The 17,657-nt window shown below is 59.4% G+C and carries 11 protein-coding genes; 7 read left to right on the top strand and 4 right to left on the bottom strand.

The window, feature by feature from the left end:
- Positions 1-27: 27 nt before the first annotated feature.
- From ACJ8PI_RS01165 to ACJ8PI_RS01150, 4 genes are read left to right on the top strand one after another with little or no spacing between them, the layout of a single operon-like run.
- Positions 28-5,736: a non-ribosomal peptide synthetase gene (locus ACJ8PI_RS01165; protein WP_164134437.1), complete on the top strand. Its 5,709-nt coding sequence runs from the start codon at positions 28-30 to the stop codon at positions 5,734-5,736.
- Entirely contained in the window at positions 5,723-6,535 is an 813-nt protein-coding gene (locus tag ACJ8PI_RS01160) for a cyclase family protein (RefSeq protein ID WP_041033694.1), read from the top strand. Before ACJ8PI_RS01165 ends, ACJ8PI_RS01160 begins: the two co-directional genes overlap by 14 nt.
- Positions 6,532-7,269 (top strand): tryptophan 2,3-dioxygenase family protein, encoded by a 738-nt coding sequence (locus ACJ8PI_RS01155; RefSeq protein WP_033647260.1) that lies wholly within the window; start codon positions 6,532-6,534, stop codon positions 7,267-7,269. Before ACJ8PI_RS01160 ends, ACJ8PI_RS01155 begins: the two co-directional genes overlap by 4 nt.
- Positions 7,270-7,305: 36 nt before the next feature.
- On the top strand, positions 7,306-8,103 hold the full coding sequence (locus tag ACJ8PI_RS01150) for a thioesterase II family protein (RefSeq protein WP_126171837.1): 798 nt from the start codon (positions 7,306-7,308) through the stop codon (positions 8,101-8,103).
- Positions 8,104-8,106: 3 nt separating this feature from the next.
- Here the strand turns inward: ACJ8PI_RS01150 and ACJ8PI_RS01145 are convergent, their stop codons facing one another.
- Positions 8,107-9,270, bottom strand: a complete 1,164-nt coding sequence (locus tag ACJ8PI_RS01145; RefSeq protein WP_049196335.1) for a multidrug effflux MFS transporter — start codon at positions 9,268-9,270, stop codon at positions 8,107-8,109.
- Positions 9,271-9,369: 99 nt separating this feature from the next.
- On the opposite strand from ACJ8PI_RS01145, the gene ACJ8PI_RS01140 reads away from it, so the two are divergent.
- Positions 9,370-10,137, top strand: a complete 768-nt coding sequence (locus ACJ8PI_RS01140) for an AraC family transcriptional regulator (RefSeq protein WP_033637359.1) — start codon at positions 9,370-9,372, stop codon at positions 10,135-10,137.
- Positions 10,138-10,246: 109 nt separating this feature from the next.
- Here the strand turns inward: ACJ8PI_RS01140 and ushA are convergent, their stop codons facing one another.
- Positions 10,247-11,899 (bottom strand): bifunctional UDP-sugar hydrolase/5'-nucleotidase UshA, encoded by a 1,653-nt coding sequence (gene ushA / locus ACJ8PI_RS01135; RefSeq protein WP_033653238.1) that lies wholly within the window; start codon positions 11,897-11,899, stop codon positions 10,247-10,249.
- Positions 11,900-12,077: 178 nt separating this feature from the next.
- On the opposite strand from ushA, the gene ACJ8PI_RS01130 reads away from it, so the two are divergent.
- Both ACJ8PI_RS01130 and ybaL read left to right on the top strand, forming a co-directional pair.
- A complete protein-coding gene (locus ACJ8PI_RS01130; RefSeq protein WP_164134438.1) occupies positions 12,078-13,298 on the top strand; it encodes an MFS transporter in 1,221 nt (406 codons plus the stop codon).
- Positions 13,299-13,543: 245 nt separating this feature from the next.
- On the top strand, positions 13,544-15,235 hold the full coding sequence (gene ybaL / locus ACJ8PI_RS01125; protein WP_033637356.1) for a YbaL family putative K(+) efflux transporter: 1,692 nt from the start codon (positions 13,544-13,546) through the stop codon (positions 15,233-15,235).
- Between the two features lie 58 nt (positions 15,236-15,293).
- Here the strand turns inward: ybaL and ACJ8PI_RS01120 are convergent, their stop codons facing one another.
- Together ACJ8PI_RS01120 and hemH are read right to left on the bottom strand one after the other, a co-directional pair.
- A complete protein-coding gene (locus ACJ8PI_RS01120; protein WP_033647265.1) occupies positions 15,294-16,598 on the bottom strand; it encodes an inosine/guanosine kinase in 1,305 nt (434 codons plus the stop codon).
- 90 nt (positions 16,599-16,688) lie between these two features.
- Positions 16,689-17,651: a ferrochelatase gene (hemH, locus tag ACJ8PI_RS01115; protein ID WP_033637355.1), complete on the bottom strand. Its 963-nt coding sequence runs from the start codon at positions 17,649-17,651 to the stop codon at positions 16,689-16,691.
- Positions 17,652-17,657: the final 6 nt, after the last annotated feature.

Genomic DNA, 17,657 nt, shown 5'->3' with positions numbered 1-17,657 from the left:
GGAAATCATTATTCTCAGGAAGCAAAAATGGAATTACTTCATATTGGCTATTTCGGCGACAGTGCCTGCGGTAAATTATTAACAGACGAAATCCAGGAATACGGCCATCAGGTTAGTTTTATCAGTCTCGAACGCCGTCCAATCGAAAAATTCGATCTTATTATCACCACTGAAAATAACGCTGAAACAATACGACGGCTGCAACAGCAGGGAAAAAATCTGCTGACGATCGTAACCAATAAAAAAAATATTAGCGACATTGATACCCTGCAAAACCAAGAACACTTTTCTCTGTACTTTAGCTCCGCCGGCCAAACCGCTTATCTGTGCGACGCGCTGTCCGATATGGCCGCAGGCGCCCAACTTCCCCTGCTGCAGGAAAAGCTTGTCGACATTGTGGTCGAGCTTTCGCGTGGCGGCTTACCGCACGCGCAAGACACTCCCTACCGTTTGGCGCGTAAATACTATGCCGAATCACCGACGCGCATGCGCGAGTTGACCGCATTGCTGATGGAACGCCTTGGCGATCAGATGCAGGGGCGTTGCGGCAGCGATCTCTGCCATCTCACCTGGCAACCCGGCGCCGACTTCCATACGCTGCCGGTGGCGGACATCACGTCCCCCGCACAGCTGCAACATTTCTTCTTTAATGAAACCGGCGCGCTCAAACAGGGGCGCTATGCCCAGCCACGAGCGATGGTCGACGTAGCGGCTTGCGGTGACGGCACTCAGCTTACCCTGTATGGCGACGACATGCGTTTCAACGCGTTCACCGACTATCTTGACGCGCTATTGGCAGATCCGGCCGATCCCGTCGCCGCGCCCATTGTTACTCAACCTCAAACGTTGCATCGCCTGAGCCAATTCAACGCAACCGACGATGCCAAGCTGCTGGCGCACGACGTCATCGCTTTGTTCCGCCACGCCGCCGCCGCTCATCCGCAACAGGCCGCGCTGCATGCCGATGGCCAGATATACAGCTATGGCGAGATCGATCGCGCCTCGGATCAGTTTGCCTGTTGGCTGCTTGAACACAGCGGGGCCGCCAGCTCGGTCGTCGCCGTCTCGATGGACAAGTCAGAGACGCTGCTGATCGTGCTGTTGGGGATACTGAAAAGCAATAAAACCTATGTACTGCTCGATCCGCAGGCGCCAACGGCGCGCAATCAAAGCATTCTTGACGACGTGCAGCCTGCGCTGATTTTGGCCGACTCGCCGTTGCACTCTGGCGACGCGCCGTGCATTGCGCCATCAAGCATTGACTACCGTTCGCTGAACATCCATGCGGAGCAACTCCCTCAATCGCGAGACGCACTGGCCTACGTCTGCTATACCTCCGGGACAACCGGCAAACCCAAAGGCGTCATGATAGGGCGTGAGGGCCTGAGCAACGTGGCGCAAAACCACCGCGATTTCATTGGCCTGGCGCAAGGCAGTCGCGTGCTGGCCATCGCCTCGTTGGGTTTCGACGCCTTCGGCTGGGACGTCTATGGCGCGTTGGTCAGCGGTGCGACGCTTTATCTGGCGCCCTCGGAGCTGCATACCGATGTCGGCGCGCTGCACGATTATCTGACTCGACACGATATCGGCCATATCACTATTACACCGGCAATTCTGGAATTATTGCCCCGCGAGATGTGGCCGGGACTGCGGACAATGATCGTCATGGGAGACGCACCGCCAGCGGACGTCGTCACCTGGTGGGCCGAGCGCACCCGATTGTGCAACGGTTACGGGCCGACCGAGGCTTCTATTGCCACTTCGCTGTGCGAGTATCGTCCAGGTGTTCCCTGGAACTGTATTGGCAAACCGCTGAAAAACTACCGTTGTCACATCCTTGATCCCCACCACAATCCACTGCCGGTCGGTTTTGAGGGCGAACTGTGCATCGCCGGCAGCGGCCTGGCGCACGGTTACCTGCATCAAGAGGCGCTGAGCGCAGAGAAGTTCATTACCTGTCGGCTACCGTATATGGCGGCCGAAGAGCGCCTTTATCAAACCGGTGACATCGCCAAATGGGACGAACAGGGCAACATTATTTTCGTCGGCCGCCGTGATCACCAGGTGAAGATACGCGGTGTACGCATCGAAATGGGTGAAGTGGAAAGCGCCGTCCGCAGTCACCCCCTGGTTGAAAGCGCCTGCGTGGTGGCTCGCAGCCAGCCCTCGGGCAAAATTCTCGCCGCCTTCGTACAACCCGCTTCGCCTGAGCTGACGATCGACGCGCTGCGTCACGCGTTGGTCACACAGCTCCACCCCGCCGCGATCCCCAGCGTCTTTATTTTCTTGCCGGCGCTGCCGCTGACCATCAATGGCAAGATCGCCCGTCAACAGTTGGAAAACTGGCCGCTGGATGAACGAAATGAGCGCCTGACGCCACCGGAAACAGAAACTGAGGCCATTCTCGAGCGCATCGTGGCCAACGCCATCGGCTGTCCGCAAGCCGACGTCACACAGGAGTTCATCAACCTGGGCGCACACTCGCTGACCATGAGCAAAATCGTCGCGCTCGTCGCACGCGATCTTTGCTGCCACCTGAGCATCGCCGATCTGTTCCGCCATAATACGGTACGCAAACTGGCCGAATATATCGAGAATAAGGCCGTTGCCGCGGAGCGCGCCATCGCTATCTGCGACGAACGCCGCGCGCCGCTCAGCCCTCAGCAGAACCTGCTCTGGTACCTGAGCGCATTGAATCCTGACGACTGCAGTTACAACCTGCCGCTGGCGATAGACATCCAGGGCTCGCTCGATCTGGCGCGCTTTGAACAGGCGATCAATTTTATCTATGAAAAACATGAAAGCCTGCGCACTCGCTTCGCCGAAACCGACGGTGTCGCCTATCAGTTGGCAGAACCGCATACCCCGATTCGTCTTGCCGACCACTGGGTGGAAGGCCAAACGCTGTCGGCAGAGAAGTGGGTGCGCCAACTGTGTGCCACGCCTTTCGACATCACCGCTCGGCCGCCGCTGGTGCTTCGGCTGGTACAGTATCATCAGCAGCACCATGTTTTGATTTGGGTAAAACACAACATAATTACCGACGCCTGGAGCGAACAGCTGATCCTTAACGATCTGTGGCAGCGCTATAACGAGCTCGACGATCACAATGGGTTTGACGCGCCGCAACCGCAGATCCAAACCATTGACATCGTCAACAGCGGCATCGCGCCACCTGCGCCGGCGGATGTCGCTTACTGGCAACAGCAACTGCAAGGCTGCCGCGAACTGGACTTCCCGCTGGATAAACCACGCCCGCTAATGCCGACACACGCCGGAGAACGCATCCATTATCAGCTGCAGCCCGACGTGGCCGGTCTGCTGGCGTCACGGGGCAAAGCGCTGGGCGCCACGCCTTTCGCCTTGCTCTGCGCGGCATTAAGTTTACTGCTCAGCCGTTATACCCAGCAGCAGGATATCGTCATCGGCACCGCCATTGCAGCGCGGGACAACCTGGATCAGGCGCAGGTCAGCGGCTTCCATGTCAATACCGTACCGCTGCGTATCCAACTGAGCGAACAGGACACCCTGGCCGAGCTGATCGGTAACATGATGGAAACCTGTATCGGCGCCTATCAGCATCAGCAGCTCTCGTTCGACCGGATCTTGCACCAGATCGAATACGAGCGAATGTCGAACAAAAATCCGTTATTCCAAATCATGGCGATCCTGCAGAACGCCGGCGACGTATGCCAACAAAACCTGCACGATTGCACGCTGCATCGCTTGCCACTTTCGTCCGGCTTCTCGATGTTCGATATGACCTGGAACTTTAGTGTGGAACAGGACGCCGTCTCCATCGAACTCGATTACGCCAGCGAACTGTTTTATCCCGCCAGCATGCAGATGCTGTTGGACAACTATCAGCAAACGCTGCGGCAACTGCTCACCCTGCCGGCCAACACGGCGCAGCGTGCCCTCAACCCGCTATGCGAACGGGAGCAACATTGGCTGCAACAGTTGGCCGTCAGCTCGGACGCAGGTTCAGGTGACTCGCTGCTGGTGCAAATTGATCGCTTGGCACAAACCCAGCCTGACAGCCTCGCCGTCAGCTGCGAACGGCAACAGTACAGCTACCGTCAGCTGTGGGCACAGTCTGAGCGCATCGCGCATGCATTGCAGCGCATCGACAGCAAGCCTTTTTCGGTCGGCGTCATGATGGAGAAAAGTTGCCACGTCGCCGTACTCCTGCTCGGCGTGCTGAGAGCCGGCAAACACTACGTGCCGATTGACGTACACTACCCGGCCGACCGCGTGAGCTACATGATCGAGAACGCGCAAGCCCGGTTGCTGGTGACCGATGGTGAGCCAGAGCAACGTTGGGCCAGTCCCGCCGTCGGTTTCGACTCGCTGGTTTCTCAACCTGCAGCGGCCGACACATTGCCGATCCCAGCCGACGATACGCTGGCCTACATCATGTACACCTCAGGCTCAACCGGTAACCCCAAAGGCGTGATGATCACCCACGGCAACCTGAATAATTTCACCCACGACTTCGTCGGGCGGCTGGCGCTGAGCGCGAGCGATAAGGTGCTCAGCCTGACCAGCATCAGTTTCGATATTTTTGGGTTGGAACTGTTCTGCTCGCTGGCCGGCGGCGCGCACGTCACGCTGTGTCCACGAGAAACCGCCATGGATCCGGTCAAGTTGTATCACTTTATCGAGCGACAGCAGCCCAGCGTGATTCAAGCGACACCTACCGTCTGGAGCACCATCGTCCACCATCTGCCGGCGGCGGGCCAGCGCCCCCTGACCGTGCTGTGCGGCGGCGAGAAGATGCCGGCGGCCTTGTTGACGCAATTGCGACGCATCGCGACACGGGTGCTGCAGGTGTATGGCCCGACGGAAACCACCATCTGGTCGACCTGCGCCGATCTGACTCACGAAGGCGCGAGCGACTGTATCGGCACGCCGATACAGTCGACTGACGTTCTGGTCATGGATCAGGCCGGCAACCCGATGCCAAGCGGCGCATTTGGTGAGCTATGGCTGGGCGGCGCAGGGGTATCACCGGGGTATTGGCGCAACCCGACGCTGAGCGATAAGGTCTTTCTACGGCGCCAGGCGTTCGGCACCGAGCGCTATATGTACCGCACCGGCGACATTGTGCGGTTTAATCGTCAGGGGCAGCTGGAATACCTCGGCCGGAACGATCACCAGGTCAAAATTCGCGGCCACCGCATCGAATTGAGCGAAATCGATCTCAGTTTATCCTCTCTCGACAATATCGAGCGGTCGCTCAGCTTAATTGTCGGTGAAGGCCAGCAGGCCCGCATCGTCAGCTACCTGCAGTTAACGCCGGGAGAGGAGCTGAATGAAAAAGCGGTGCGCACGGCGCTGAAAGCTCGTTTGCCGAATATCATGATCCCGTCCGGTTTTGTGGTGCTGTCGGCCTTCCCGCTCACCAACAACAATAAAATCGACATTCGTCGGCTACCGGCGCCGGAAACCCGCTACTCGGCTTCCGAAGCGGACTACACGCCTGCGGCCAACGAGGCGGAAAGCGCCATGCAGCATATCTGGCAACAAGTCTTGTCGCAGACGCAGATCAGCGTCTGCGACAGCTTCTTCAGCCTGGGTGGAAATTCACTGCAGATCCCGCAACTGCTGCACGCCATTCGTCAACAGATGGGCGTCTCGCTGACTATCCGCGAATTCATCATGCACAGCCAGATCCGCGAACTCACCGCGCTGGCCTTGAGCAAAACTGCCGGGATCGCCGATGAAACGCATTGAGGTGTACCACCATGGACGTTGTCATCACCTTGACTACCGAGAGCCGCTGCGGCTCTCGGCCAGGCTGGACTTCACCGATAACCCGACCAACCTTTATGGCGTGGCCCCCGCCGATTCGGCGCCGCTGAGTTACGGCGATACCGTCGCCAGCGTGCGTCATGGCGGGGTCTGCAACGCCGAGCGTATCAGCCTGGTGCCACACTGCCACGGCACGCACACCGAATGCATCGGCCATATTCTTCCTGAAACGCACAACGTGGCGGATTTGCCGCTTGAACCGTTCATTGCCGCCACCCTGATTCGCGTCAGGCCGCAACGCGCGGACGGGACCACGGAGAGCTATAACGCCAGCGCTGCCTCTGAAGATTGGCTGATTACCCGGGCGGCGCTCGATGACGCGCTGGCGCCGTTGTCGGGCGACTACCTGCAGGCTTTGGTGATAGCGGTCGAGACGCCGAGCGATTTCCGCGCCGCAGCCTGCGCGCCCTACTTCAGCCATCAAGCTCTGGCGCGCATCGTCGAACTCGGCGTCCAGCATTTGTTGGTGGATATTCCGTCGATCGACCGGCTATACGACGGCGGACGCATGGACAACCATCGCCGTTTTTGGGGGCTTGATGCCCCCGACAGGCCGCACTCCGGGCGCAAATACGCCTCCGTGACCGAGCTGATTCAGGTTCCCGCGCACGCCGCGGCGGGACACTATTTTCTGACCATTCAACTGCCGGATTTGAGCGGGGATGCCCTTCCCAGTCGGCCCGTCCTATTTTCGTTTTCTACAGGGAAAGTGACATCATGAATTACGCCAGCTATCTGCAGCTAAACCAGCTGCTGTCACTGCAACAGCCAGCCTCGCCGTCTGCGGAACACCGCAATGAAAACTTGTTTATCATCACTCATCAAACCTACGAGCTCTGGTTCAAGCAGTTGATCGATGAGCTTCATCTGGCGATTGCGCTGATCGAAGAAGGAGATATACCGGCGGCGATCGAAACGATGACGCGCGTCAATGCCATTACCCAAACCGTGGTGAATCAGATCGCTGTGATTTGCACGCTGAAGTTTCATGAATTCCAGCGTTTTCGCAGCTATCTCGGCACCGCCAGCGGTTTCCAATCCTACCAGTTTGCCGGCATAGAAGCGCTGCTCGGCAAGGAAAACCCAAAGAAGCTACAACAGTATCAAGGTGATGAAGAGGCTCAGCGCCGATTGGCGGCTATTATCCAACCGGTTTCCCTATGGCAGGCGATACGCGGCCACCTGATGCGTCTCAATGACCAGCCCAATCAGGCGGCGCAAGGCTTCGACGACATCATCAGGCAATCGCTGACGCGTTCAGGCTGCGAGTCGCTGCTGCTCAACCAACTGCTTGATTTGGATTCACTGCTGCAAGAGTGGCGTTACCGCCATGTGAAACTGGTGGAGCGGACGATCGGGCAGCGGAAAGGTACCGGCGGTTCATCGGGTTCGGACTATCTTAAATCTACGCTGTTCACGCCGATCTTCGATGAATTGTGGAACGCCATCAACTGAGTGCATTCCCTTAACGCCAAGGAAGCTCAGGCTTCCTTGGCACCCCTGAAAATACGGATTTTCGCCATGCATTGCACCCACTTTCCCAACGCCCCCCTCGGCCTGAAACCGCTGACGCCGGGTCGCCAGGGCAGCCTGCGGCTGATCGCTTTTCCCCACGCCGGCGCCGGAGCCACTGCCTTTCAGCGATGGAGCCCCACGTTGCATCAGGACATCGAACTCTATGCCGTGCAATACCCCGGTCGAGAGGAGCGGGCGCACGAAGCGCCGCTCTGCCAACCCCAATCGCTCATCAATCAACTGATACCGGCACTGCAGCCACTGCAAGATAAACCGCTGATCTTTTTCGGCCACAGTCTTGGCGGACGGGTTGCGCTGGCGTTAGCGATGGCGCTGCCCCAACCGCCGCTGCAGTTGATCATTTCCGCCAGTTCATCGCCTTTTCTTGCGCGCCACAGCCAGTTGCTGAGGATGCCTCGTGCCGCTTTGTTGAACGCGCTTTGTGCCGGTGAGGGCCTGGATGAGTCTCTCATCGGCGACAGCGCGCTGGTCGATTACTATCTGCCGCTGATCCGTGCCGATCTGTTGCTGTCCAGCCAATTGCTTTTCCCTGCGCAACCGGGTTACCACGCCCCGCTGGCGATGTTCTATGGTGAAAACGACGAGTTGATCGATCGGCAGGATTTGCTCGACTGGCGCCGGATCGCGCAAGGCGATTTTCAGCAGCGCACTTTTGCCGGCGGACATATGTATATCACCACGCAGCGCGAGGCGGTGATAGCCGGCGTTCACCAGTTGCTGGCTGGCCGCCTGAGCGAACCGGCCAGCCGGTAACACTCAGGCGTTTTCACGCTCAGGCAACGCCAAACGGCGCTCGTTGTGCACCACCCGCCACGCCAACAGCAGCACGCACAGGCTGCAGAGCGACAGCACGGCGCCCAGGTGCTGCGACAGCCCGGCCAGCACCAAGCCACCGCCAAGCATCAGGTAATACATCAGGCCAAGGATCGCGCCGGCGGTGCCCATGCAGTCTTTATAATGCCGCAGCGCGCGCGCCAGAATATTGGGAATGGCGATGCCGTACGCCATCACCACCAGCATCATCGGCAGAACGAACCACAAGCTCCCTTCCAGCAGCAGTACCAGCAGGCCGCCGGCCAGTGATAAAACGCAGGCCAGCATCAGCAACGCGGGGAACAGCCAGTGTTTGCCGATCAAAAACTTGTTGATCGCCGCGCCGATACCGACCCCGGCCGCCAACACCAAACCGGTATAACCGAACCACTGCGCCGGCAGTTCCAACGCCGCGAAGTGGAATGGCGCCAGCTGGTAATAGCTGAACATGCAAATATTGAACAACGCCACCAGCAGCGCACTGAGCCAAATATCCCCGTCCTTGATCATCCGCCCCAGCGTGCCGAAAAATGAATGCTTCACCACCTGTTGCGGACGCGTCTCCGGCAGTTGCCAACCGGCATAGCCCAGCAACAGCGCCGCCAACAGCGCCAAACCGCCAAACACCCCCTGATAGCCCCAATAGTGAGTCAGCACTGCGCCGCTCAATACGCCAACCGCCGGGCTGATCGCCATGGCGATCCCCATCACCGAGAACACCCGCGCCAACTCATAACCGTCGAAGCGATCGCGAATCGCCGTTTGCGTCCCGACCGAACCGACCGCCGCGCCAAAGGCGGCCAGCACCCGCGCCGCCAGCAGCACGCTGAAGCTGCCGCTGAACAGTGCGACGATAGAAGCCAGCAGATAGAGCGTCAGCCCGGCCAAAATGGTGGGACGGCGTCCGATGACGTCGCACATCCGCCCCCAAACCACCACGCCCAGCGCAAAGGCGAAAAAGTAGCAAGAGAGCGTTTGCGCCGCCATTTCCGCACTTACCCGGAAACCATGCGCAATGTGCGTCAATGCCGGGCTGTAGATGGTCTCCACCACCTGGGGAAACATCATCATCGACGTCGCCAATGTCAGAGTCAGCTTACGTTGCATAACAGATCCTGTAGCCAAGAATAAGCTGCACAAGGTAGCATCTGCTCCCGGCGCCGATTACAATATAAAAGACAATAAATTTACAAAATCGGACATACTATGGCGTGGCTTCAGGCGCAGGACAGTTTTAATCCGGATACGCTCGACAACGGCGTGCTCGGGATCGCCGCCGAACTGGCGCAGCACGACTCTGGCACGCATTGGCATGACAGAGGCCAGTTGCTGTTCTGTCAGCAAGGCAGCATGCGTATCACGCTCAACCAAAGCATCTGTATGCTGCCGCCGGGCAGAGTTGCCTGGATCCCGCCGCAAGTGGCTCACCGCGTTCAGGTCAACGGCGTAGTCGGTTACCGTTCGCTTTATCTCGACGCCGATCGCTATGCCTGTCTGCCTGCGCAGCTTGCCGTACTGACAGCCTCGCCGCTGCTGCGCGAGGTGTTGGAACGCATCGCGTTCGCCGCATTCGACACCGACTGGCAGCATGGGCCTCACGCCAATATTCTGGCGGTCTGCCTGGACGAGATCGCCGCCGCGCCGCGCGAACTGACGTTGCTGCCGCTGCCCAGCGACCGGCGCCTGCGCCATCTGGCCAATCTGGACATGCTTCCGCCGCTGCACGAGCTATCGCGCTACAGCGGCGCTTCCGAGAAAACCATCAGCCGGATTTTCCGCCGTGAAACCGGCCTCAGTTATCAACAGTGGCGTCAGCAATGGCGCCTGATCAAAGCAATAGAGATGCTGGCCGCAGGGCTGAGCCAATCCGACGTCGCCGGTCGGCTGGCGTTTTCCAGCGACAGCGCCTTCGCCACTTTTTTCAAGAATATGGTGGGCTGCCCGCCAAGGGCGTATATGGAGAGAAGAAAGTAAGAGGCCGTCTAAAACGGCAACGCCGACAGAATGCGTTGATGGGGAGGAAAAAAGCGACGGCGGGAACGGCGCCCCCGCGACAAGCGAGAAACGCCGTTCCGCTACGCCCTTATCGATAGACGATCTCGCCCTTCGGCTCGTAGGCCGCCGCATCCAGCGGTGAATGTTTCTCGATGTACTGCTTCAGCACCTCAGCGTCGATAAAGCCGGTGTTGACGTAGCTCGGCAGCCCGTCCAGCTTCGGATAGCCGTCGCCGCCCAGCGCGTTGAAGTTCAGCGTCGCCATGCGGTAGGTTTTATCCGCCTGCAGCGGCTGGCCGTTGATCTTCACCTCGCTGACGCCCTTGCCGTCCGCCACCAGGCTGACGTTGGCGAACTGGGCGTAGGCGCCGGAATCCGGCTTCATGTTGGCCACCACCGCCAGGTACTGCTCAACCTCGCTGCCTTTCATATCGACATGCACCAGGGTGTTGCCGAACGGCTGTACCTTGAGCACGTTCTTATAGGTGATATCGCCGCTTTCAATCGAATCGCGCACCCCGCCGCCGCTCATCACCGCGAAGTCGGCATCGGCGCGCTCCCTCTGCGCCGCCAGCATCACCCGCGCCAGGTTGGTCTGCACGAAGCGCACCTTGCTGCGATCGCCCTCCAGCTTGCCGTTAACGCTGCCGATCTTCACGCCCAACTGCGCCTTGCCCTTCTCCTGGAACGGCGTCAGCAGTTTCATCATGGCCGGGTCTTCCGCGATCTGCTGGGTGTAGTACACCCGCTCGCTGGTGCCGTCCGCCTTCTCCACCTTCTTCTTCAGGTTTACCGGGATCAGCTGATAATGCACCAGCTTCAGCTCGCCGTTGCGGAATTCGAAGTCGGCGCGGCCCACGTATTTGCCCCACTCGTGCGCCTGCACGATCCAGGTGCCGTTCTGGCGATCCGGCGAGCACGGCGTGCCCGGCACGTAATCTGCCTGTTTGCGGTTGTCGCCGGCCATGCACACCGGATCCTGCGAGTGGCCGCCGACAATCATGTCGAGATACCCGGCCGGCAGGCTGCGCGCCATTTCCACGTCGCCCGGCGCGTTCGAGCCGTGTTCGCCGTTGTCGTAGTGCCCCATATGGGTGGCGGCGATAATCACGTCCGGCTTCTCGTCCTTGCGCAGTTGCTCCACCACCTGCTTCGCCTCCTGCGCCGGCACGCGGAACTCCATGTCGGTGAAGTACTCCGGGTTGCCTATCTTGGCGGTGTCGTCGGTCGTCAGGCCGATCACGGCAATCTTGATGCCCTGCTTGTCGAACAAGGCGTAAGGCTTGAACAGGCGCTGGCCGGTGCTTTTCTGATAGATATTGGCGGACAGCAGCGGGAAGGTCGCCCATTTTTCCTGCTGCCGCAGCACGCTCAGCGGGTTGTCGAATTCATGGTTGCCGATCGCCATCGCGTCGTAACCCACCAGGTTCATGCCGCGGAAGTCCGGCTCGGCGTCCTGCAAATCCGATTCCGGCACGCCGGTGTTGATATCGCCGCCGGACAGCAACAGCAGGCTGCCGCCCTGCGCCGCCACTTCCTGACGAATGCCGTCCACCAACGTTTTCTGCGCGCCCAGGCCGTATTCGCCATGATCGTTCTGCCAGAAGTGACCGTGATGGTCGTTGGTATGCAGAATGGTGATGGCGTAGGTCTTATCCTTTTCCCAGGCACTGGCGGCCCCCGACAGCAACGTCAGGGAAACGGCCAACGCACATGCGGTGGTTTTCAGCGAAAAACGCATGGCGGATCTCCGTGTATTAAATGGCTTTTATGATGAGGGCGAAATTGTAGCGCGAATCAATGACAGCTGATTTCAAATTTTTGCGATGTGAGTCTGATTATTTCAGATATGGTAAAAATTGCGCACCCTGCCTAAGATGTCTTCTCTGTGCTCAACAACTTATCAGGCTAATAATAATATGACCGACAGTAGCCAAAGCGCGATGCCGCCCGCCAAGGGCAGTGCGGTGAAAGGCACCGCCTTCTCCATCCTCGGCGCCATCAGCGTGTCTCACCTGCTCAACGATATGATCCAATCGCTGATCCTGGCGATTTACCCGATCCTGCAAGCCGATTTTCACCTCAGCTTCGTGCAGATCGGCATGATCACCCTGACCTATCAGCTGACGGCCTCGCTGCTGCAGCCGCTGATTGGTTATTACACCGATAAACACCCGCAGCCTTATTCGCTGCCGATCGGCATGGGCTTTACCCTGTCCGGCCTGCTGCTGCTGTCGGTGGCGAGCACCTTCCCGCTGGTGCTGCTGGCGGCGGCGCTGGTGGGCACCGGCTCATCGGTGTTCCACCCGGAATCCTCGCGCGTGGCGCGCATGGCCTCCGGCGGGCGGCACGGCCTGGCGCAGTCGCTGTTCCAGGTCGGCGGCAACTTCGGTAGCTCGCTAGGCCCGCTGCTGGCTGCGCTGATCATCGCGCCTTACGGCAAGGGTAACGTCGCCTGGTTCACGCTGGCGGCGCTGCTGGCGATCGTGGTGTTGCTGCAGGTCAGCAAGTGGTATCAACATCAGCACCGGGCAACTAAAGGGCAGCCGAAAAGCCCATCAACGCTGAAACCGCTGCCAAAACGTACCGTAGTCTACTCGCTGGGCATCCTGCTGGTGCTGATTTTCTCTAAATACTTCTATCTGGCCAGCATCAGCAGCTATTACACCTTTTATCTGATACATAAATTCGGCGTTTCGGTGCAGAATGCGCAAATTCACCTGTTCGCCTTCCTGTTCGCGGTGGCGGCAGGCACCATTATCGGCGGGCCTCTCGGCGACAAGATAGGGCGAAAATACGTTATTTGGGGTTCTATTTTCGGCGCTGCGCCGTTTACCCTTGTTTTACCCTATGCATCGCTCTATTGGACCGGCATTTTAACGGTGATTATCGGGGTTATTCTCGCCTCGGCGTTCTCCGCCATTTTGGTCTACGCCCAGGAGCTGATCCCCGGCAAGGTGGGCATGGTTTCCGGCTTATTCTTCGGTTTTGCTTTCGGTATGGGCGGATTAGGCGCGGCAGTTCTTGGTTATGTCGCGGATTTGACCAGTATCGAACTGGTCTACCAAATCTGTGCTTTCCTGCCGCTGATCGGCATTATCACCGCACTGCTGCCCAATATGGAGCATAAACTGCAATAACCCCGCGACTAGCCCGGATGAAATTACTTATTCGTCCGGGTTATCTTACGGATAAATCAATGTTATTTTCCATATCTGGCACAAAACCCCCTCATTGCCGCGCCTTAAGTGAAATCCTCTGCCTTTTTACAAAAAAGGCCAAATTAGCCAAGCAAGTCGTGCACAAATGCAATAAACTAAATGTATCTTTTCGTAACTTTGTTGCGTTTCTCCCGTGCCGCGATGCATAGCCAGAAGGAGTATGGATGCATAATTCAACACCGCTCATTACCACCATCGTCGGAGGGTTAGTACTCGCCTTCCTCCTCGGCATGCTGGCGAACCGCCTGCGCATCTCCCCTCTGGTGGGGTATCTGGCCGCAGGCGTGCTCGCCGGCCCGTTCACCCCCGGTTTCGTCGCCGATACCTCATTGGCGCCGGAACTGGCGGAAATCGGCGTTATCCTGTTGATGTTCGGTGTTGGCCTGCACTTCTCTTTGAAAGACCTCCTCGCAGTAAAATCTATCGCCATTCCCGGCGCCGTAGCGCAAATAGCCGTCGCCACCCTGCTCGGCATGGGGCTGTCCAAGCTGCTCGGCTGGGATCTGATCTCCGGCCTGGTGTTCGGCCTCTGCCTCTCCACCGCCAGCACCGTGGTGCTGCTGCGCGCGCTGGAGGAGCGGCAGCTGATCGACAGCCAGCGCGGGCAAATCGCCATCGGCTGGCTGATCGTCGAAGATTTGGCGATGGTGCTGACGCTGGTATTGCTGCCGGCCTTCGGCAACATGCTGGGCAACGACAACGCCAGCAGCAGCCAGCTGCTGATGGAGCTGGCGCTGACCATCGGTAAGGTCATCGCCTTTATCGCGCTGATGATCGTGGTCGGCCGCCGCCTGGTGCCGTGGATCCTGTCAAAAACCGCCAGCACCGGCTCGCGCGAGCTGTTCACCCTGGCGGTATTGGCGCTGGCGCTCGGCATCGCCTACGGCGCGGTGAAGCTGTTCGACGTCTCCTTCGCGCTGGGCGCTTTCTTCGCCGGCATGGTGCTGAACGAGTCCGAACTGAGCCACCGCGCGGCGCATGACACCCTGCCGCTGCGCGACGCATTCGCAGTGCTGTTCTTCGTCTCGGTCGGCATGCTGTTCGATCCGATGATCGTGATTAACGAACCGCTGGCGGTGCTGGCGACGCTGGCGATCATCGTGTTCGGCAAATCCGCCGCCGCGTTCCTGCTGGTGAAAATGTTCGGTCACTCCAAGCGCACCGCGCTGACCATTTCCGCCAGCCTGGCGCAAATCGGCGAGTTCGCCTTTATTCTGGCGGGCCTCGGCATTGCGCTCGGCATGATGTCGGAACACGGCCGCAATCTGGTGCTGGCCGGCGCCATTCTGTCCATCATGCTCAATCCGCTGTTGTTCACCCTGCTGGAACGCTATCTGGCCAAGACCGAAACCATCGAAGACCAAATCCTCGAAGAGGCGGTGGAAGAAGAGAAGCAAATCCCGGTGGATATGTGCAATCACGCGCTGGTGGTCGGCTATGGCCGCGTCGGCAGCCTGCTGGGCGGCAAACTGGCCGAAGCGGGCATCCCGCTGGTGGTGATCGAGAACTCCCGCCCGCGGGTGGAAGCGCTGCGCGAACAGGGCATCAAGACGGTGCTGGGCAATGCCGCCAATCCGGAAGTGATGGATCTGGCGCGGCTCGACTGCGCGCGCTGGCTGCTGCTGACCATCCCCAATGGCTATGAGGCCGGCGAGATCGTCGCCTCGGCGCGCGCCAAGCGGCCGAATATCGAGATCATCGCCCGCGCCCACTACGACGACGAGGTGGCCTACATCACCGATCGCGGCGCCAACCAGGTGGTGATGGGCGAACGGGAGATCGCCAACAGCATGCTGAACATCCTGCAGCTGGACACCCTGAGCGAAGAAGAAAAAATGGGCGGCTGCCCTATCTGAAGCGCCACGCGCGCACAAAAAAAGGTCCGGCATGCCGGACCTTTTCTTTTTCAGCGGGTTAACGCTCCCAGTAAGACTCTTCCAGGCTGTCTTCCCGCTCCGGCAGGCCGCGAGTGAGGCGCGGCGAATGCTGGTTCAACACCTGGTAGCTGACGCGGTTGGCGTATTTGCACACCTGCGCCAGGGAGGAGTAAGTCAGGTAGCTGCGCACGTGCTTGCTGGAGTTCGGCACGTTGTGGCGGTGATAGCCGTTGGCGGCGATATCGTGCAGCAACGCCGACAGCGCGCCGTCGCCGGCGCCGTTGGTGTTCATGATCTTCTCCGGCCCGCCCATATACGGCGCGATGTGCGAATAAACGCGCAGCGGATTTTCACAGTGTTCGCGGCGCATGGCGCGGCTGAATTCGTAGCGGTTGAACTCGGCGATATGCCCCGGCAGCAGCGGGTGCTGGGTCTGGCGCTTGTTGGCCTCTTCGGTGTAGCCCGCCATATACAGGCCGTTCGGCCCGGCGGTGCACAGCACCAGATCCACCCACTCCAGCGCCATGTCCGAGGCGGTCAGCGGATCGCTCAGCCCGGTCAGCTCCAGCGCTTCGTCTTCGTTCATCGCCAGAATCGTCACGTTTTCCTTCAGGAAGTCGCGCCACCACTGTGGGTTGTCGGCAATGACGTACTTGGTGCCCAGCGTCAACACCACCGGCACGTCGTGCTTTTTGGCGTATTCGATCGCCTGCAGGGTGGCAGCCTTCATCGGCTCCCCTTCCTTACAGCGCACCAGATAAGAGCTCAGCACCAGCGCCGACGCGCCGGCGATCACTTCTTCAGGAATGCTTTCCGGGCGCAGCTGGTTCATTTGGCCCGGGTTGATGGCGAAGGTGCGCTCGCCGCTTTCGCCAATCAGCGTAAAACAGCGGCCGATGGCGCCGTCTACGCCCTGCAGATAGTTGAGATCGGTACGGCTGGAGGTATTGCACAGGTAACGGTAGGCGTAGCTGCCGATTTTCACGTTGCTGCACATCACGCCGAGCAGCACCGAGCGATCGTCCGCCAGCACCGAATAGTTGTGCATGGTATTGCCGATGGTGCCGCCGGCGAACTGATGGGTAACCAGGTTGTTTTCATTCAGTTCCTGATACAGCGCCTCGGCGACGTCGTCTTCGATCACCAGAGAGTGGCCCAGGCTCAGGCCGTAGCGCTGGACAAAAGCGTCGTCCACCTTCGCCTCGATATCCACTAGCGTCTGGTCGATGCCGACGATATACGAGGTGCTGATTTCACTTTCGGGCTGGGCCTGCTGCAGAAGCGGATCGCGGGCGCTCACCGGGAAATAGTGTTTGGACTTGCGTTTACCAGGAAATTTCATGTGATTGGCGGTGGTGGCGGTTTAACAAGCGGAGAATGTTAACACATTCCCGCCCGATCACGATGATTCTAATATACAGATTATTGATGATTAGAGGCGCTGCGCCACCAGCTGCTGCATCATATCGATATGCGCCGGCTCGTCGTTCAACGCAGAGATATATTCAAACTTCTCGCCGCCGGCCTCGAGGAAGATCTCGCGGTTCTGCTCCTTGATCTCTTCCAACGTTTCCAGGCAGTCCGCCGAGAAACCCGGGCAAATCAGCTGAATGTGCTTCACGCCCTGCGCCGGCAGCCCCTTCAGGGTCTCATCGGTGTACGGCGTCAGCCACGGCTCGCGGCCGAAGCGCGATTGGTACGTCATCATCACTCGCTCCGGCGCCAGCGGCAATGTGGCGCTCAGCGCTCGCAGCGTATCCTCGCAGCGCTGCGGGTAGTCGTCGCCCAGGCGTGCATAGCGTTTGGGGATGCCGTGGAACGACAGCACCAACCGATCCGGCTGGCCATGCTCGGCGAACGAGCGCTCCACGCTTTGCTGCAGCGCGGCGATGTAGGCCGGGTGTTCGGCGTAATCGCGGATGAAGGCCACAGAAGGCAAGCGGCGATAGCCTTTCAGCACCCGCGCTACGCCATCCCATACCGCCGCGCTGGTGGAACAGGAATATTGCGGATAGAGCGGCAGCACCACCAGGTTGGTCACGCCCTGCGCCAGCAGCTTGTCGATGGCTTCCGCCAGGCTCGGCGAGCCGTAGCTCATGCCCAGCTCCACCGGCGTATTCGGCATGCGCGCCGCCAGCGCCCGCTGTTGGCGGCGGCTGTACACCAGCAGCGGTGAGCCTTCTTCCATCCACACCGACTGATAGAGCTTCGCCACGCGCGGCGAACGGATCGGCAAGATCGCGCCGTTGAGGATCGGCCACCAGATCAGCGGCGCCGTGTCGACCACGCGATCGTCACTGAGGAATTCCTTCAGATAGCGTTTGACCGCCGACGAGGTCGGCGCATCTGGCGTGCCCAGGTTCACCAGCAATACGCCGTGTTTCTCTTGCTTCATCTCAGT

The organism is Serratia sp. CY82433 (assembly GCF_052166535.1).
In the GTDB taxonomy this organism is placed as follows: domain Bacteria; phylum Pseudomonadota; class Gammaproteobacteria; order Enterobacterales; family Enterobacteriaceae; genus Serratia; species Serratia sarumanii.
This window is presented reverse-complemented; position numbering and strand designations above follow the sequence as displayed.

Coding starts and splice junctions, on each gene's coding strand:
- ACJ8PI_RS01140 (WP_033637359.1), top strand. CDS start 9,370: ATGGCGTGGCTTCAGGCGCAGGACAGTTTTAATCCGGATACGCTCGAC.
- ACJ8PI_RS01145 (WP_049196335.1), bottom strand. CDS start 9,270: ATGCAACGTAAGCTGACTCTGACATTGGCGACGTCGATGATGATGTTT.
- ACJ8PI_RS01155 (WP_033647260.1), top strand. CDS start 6,532: ATGAATTACGCCAGCTATCTGCAGCTAAACCAGCTGCTGTCACTGCAA.
- ACJ8PI_RS01130 (WP_164134438.1), top strand. CDS start 12,078: ATGACCGACAGTAGCCAAAGCGCGATGCCGCCCGCCAAGGGCAGTGCG.
- ACJ8PI_RS01165 (WP_164134437.1), top strand. CDS start 28: ATGGAATTACTTCATATTGGCTATTTCGGCGACAGTGCCTGCGGTAAA.
- ACJ8PI_RS01160 (WP_041033694.1), top strand. CDS start 5,723: ATGAAACGCATTGAGGTGTACCACCATGGACGTTGTCATCACCTTGAC.
- ybaL (WP_033637356.1), top strand. CDS start 13,544: ATGCATAATTCAACACCGCTCATTACCACCATCGTCGGAGGGTTAGTA.
- ushA (WP_033653238.1), bottom strand. CDS start 11,899: ATGCGTTTTTCGCTGAAAACCACCGCATGTGCGTTGGCCGTTTCCCTG.
- ACJ8PI_RS01120 (WP_033647265.1), bottom strand. CDS start 16,598: ATGAAATTTCCTGGTAAACGCAAGTCCAAACACTATTTCCCGGTGAGC.
- hemH (WP_033637355.1), bottom strand. CDS start 17,651: ATGAAGCAAGAGAAACACGGCGTATTGCTGGTGAACCTGGGCACGCCA.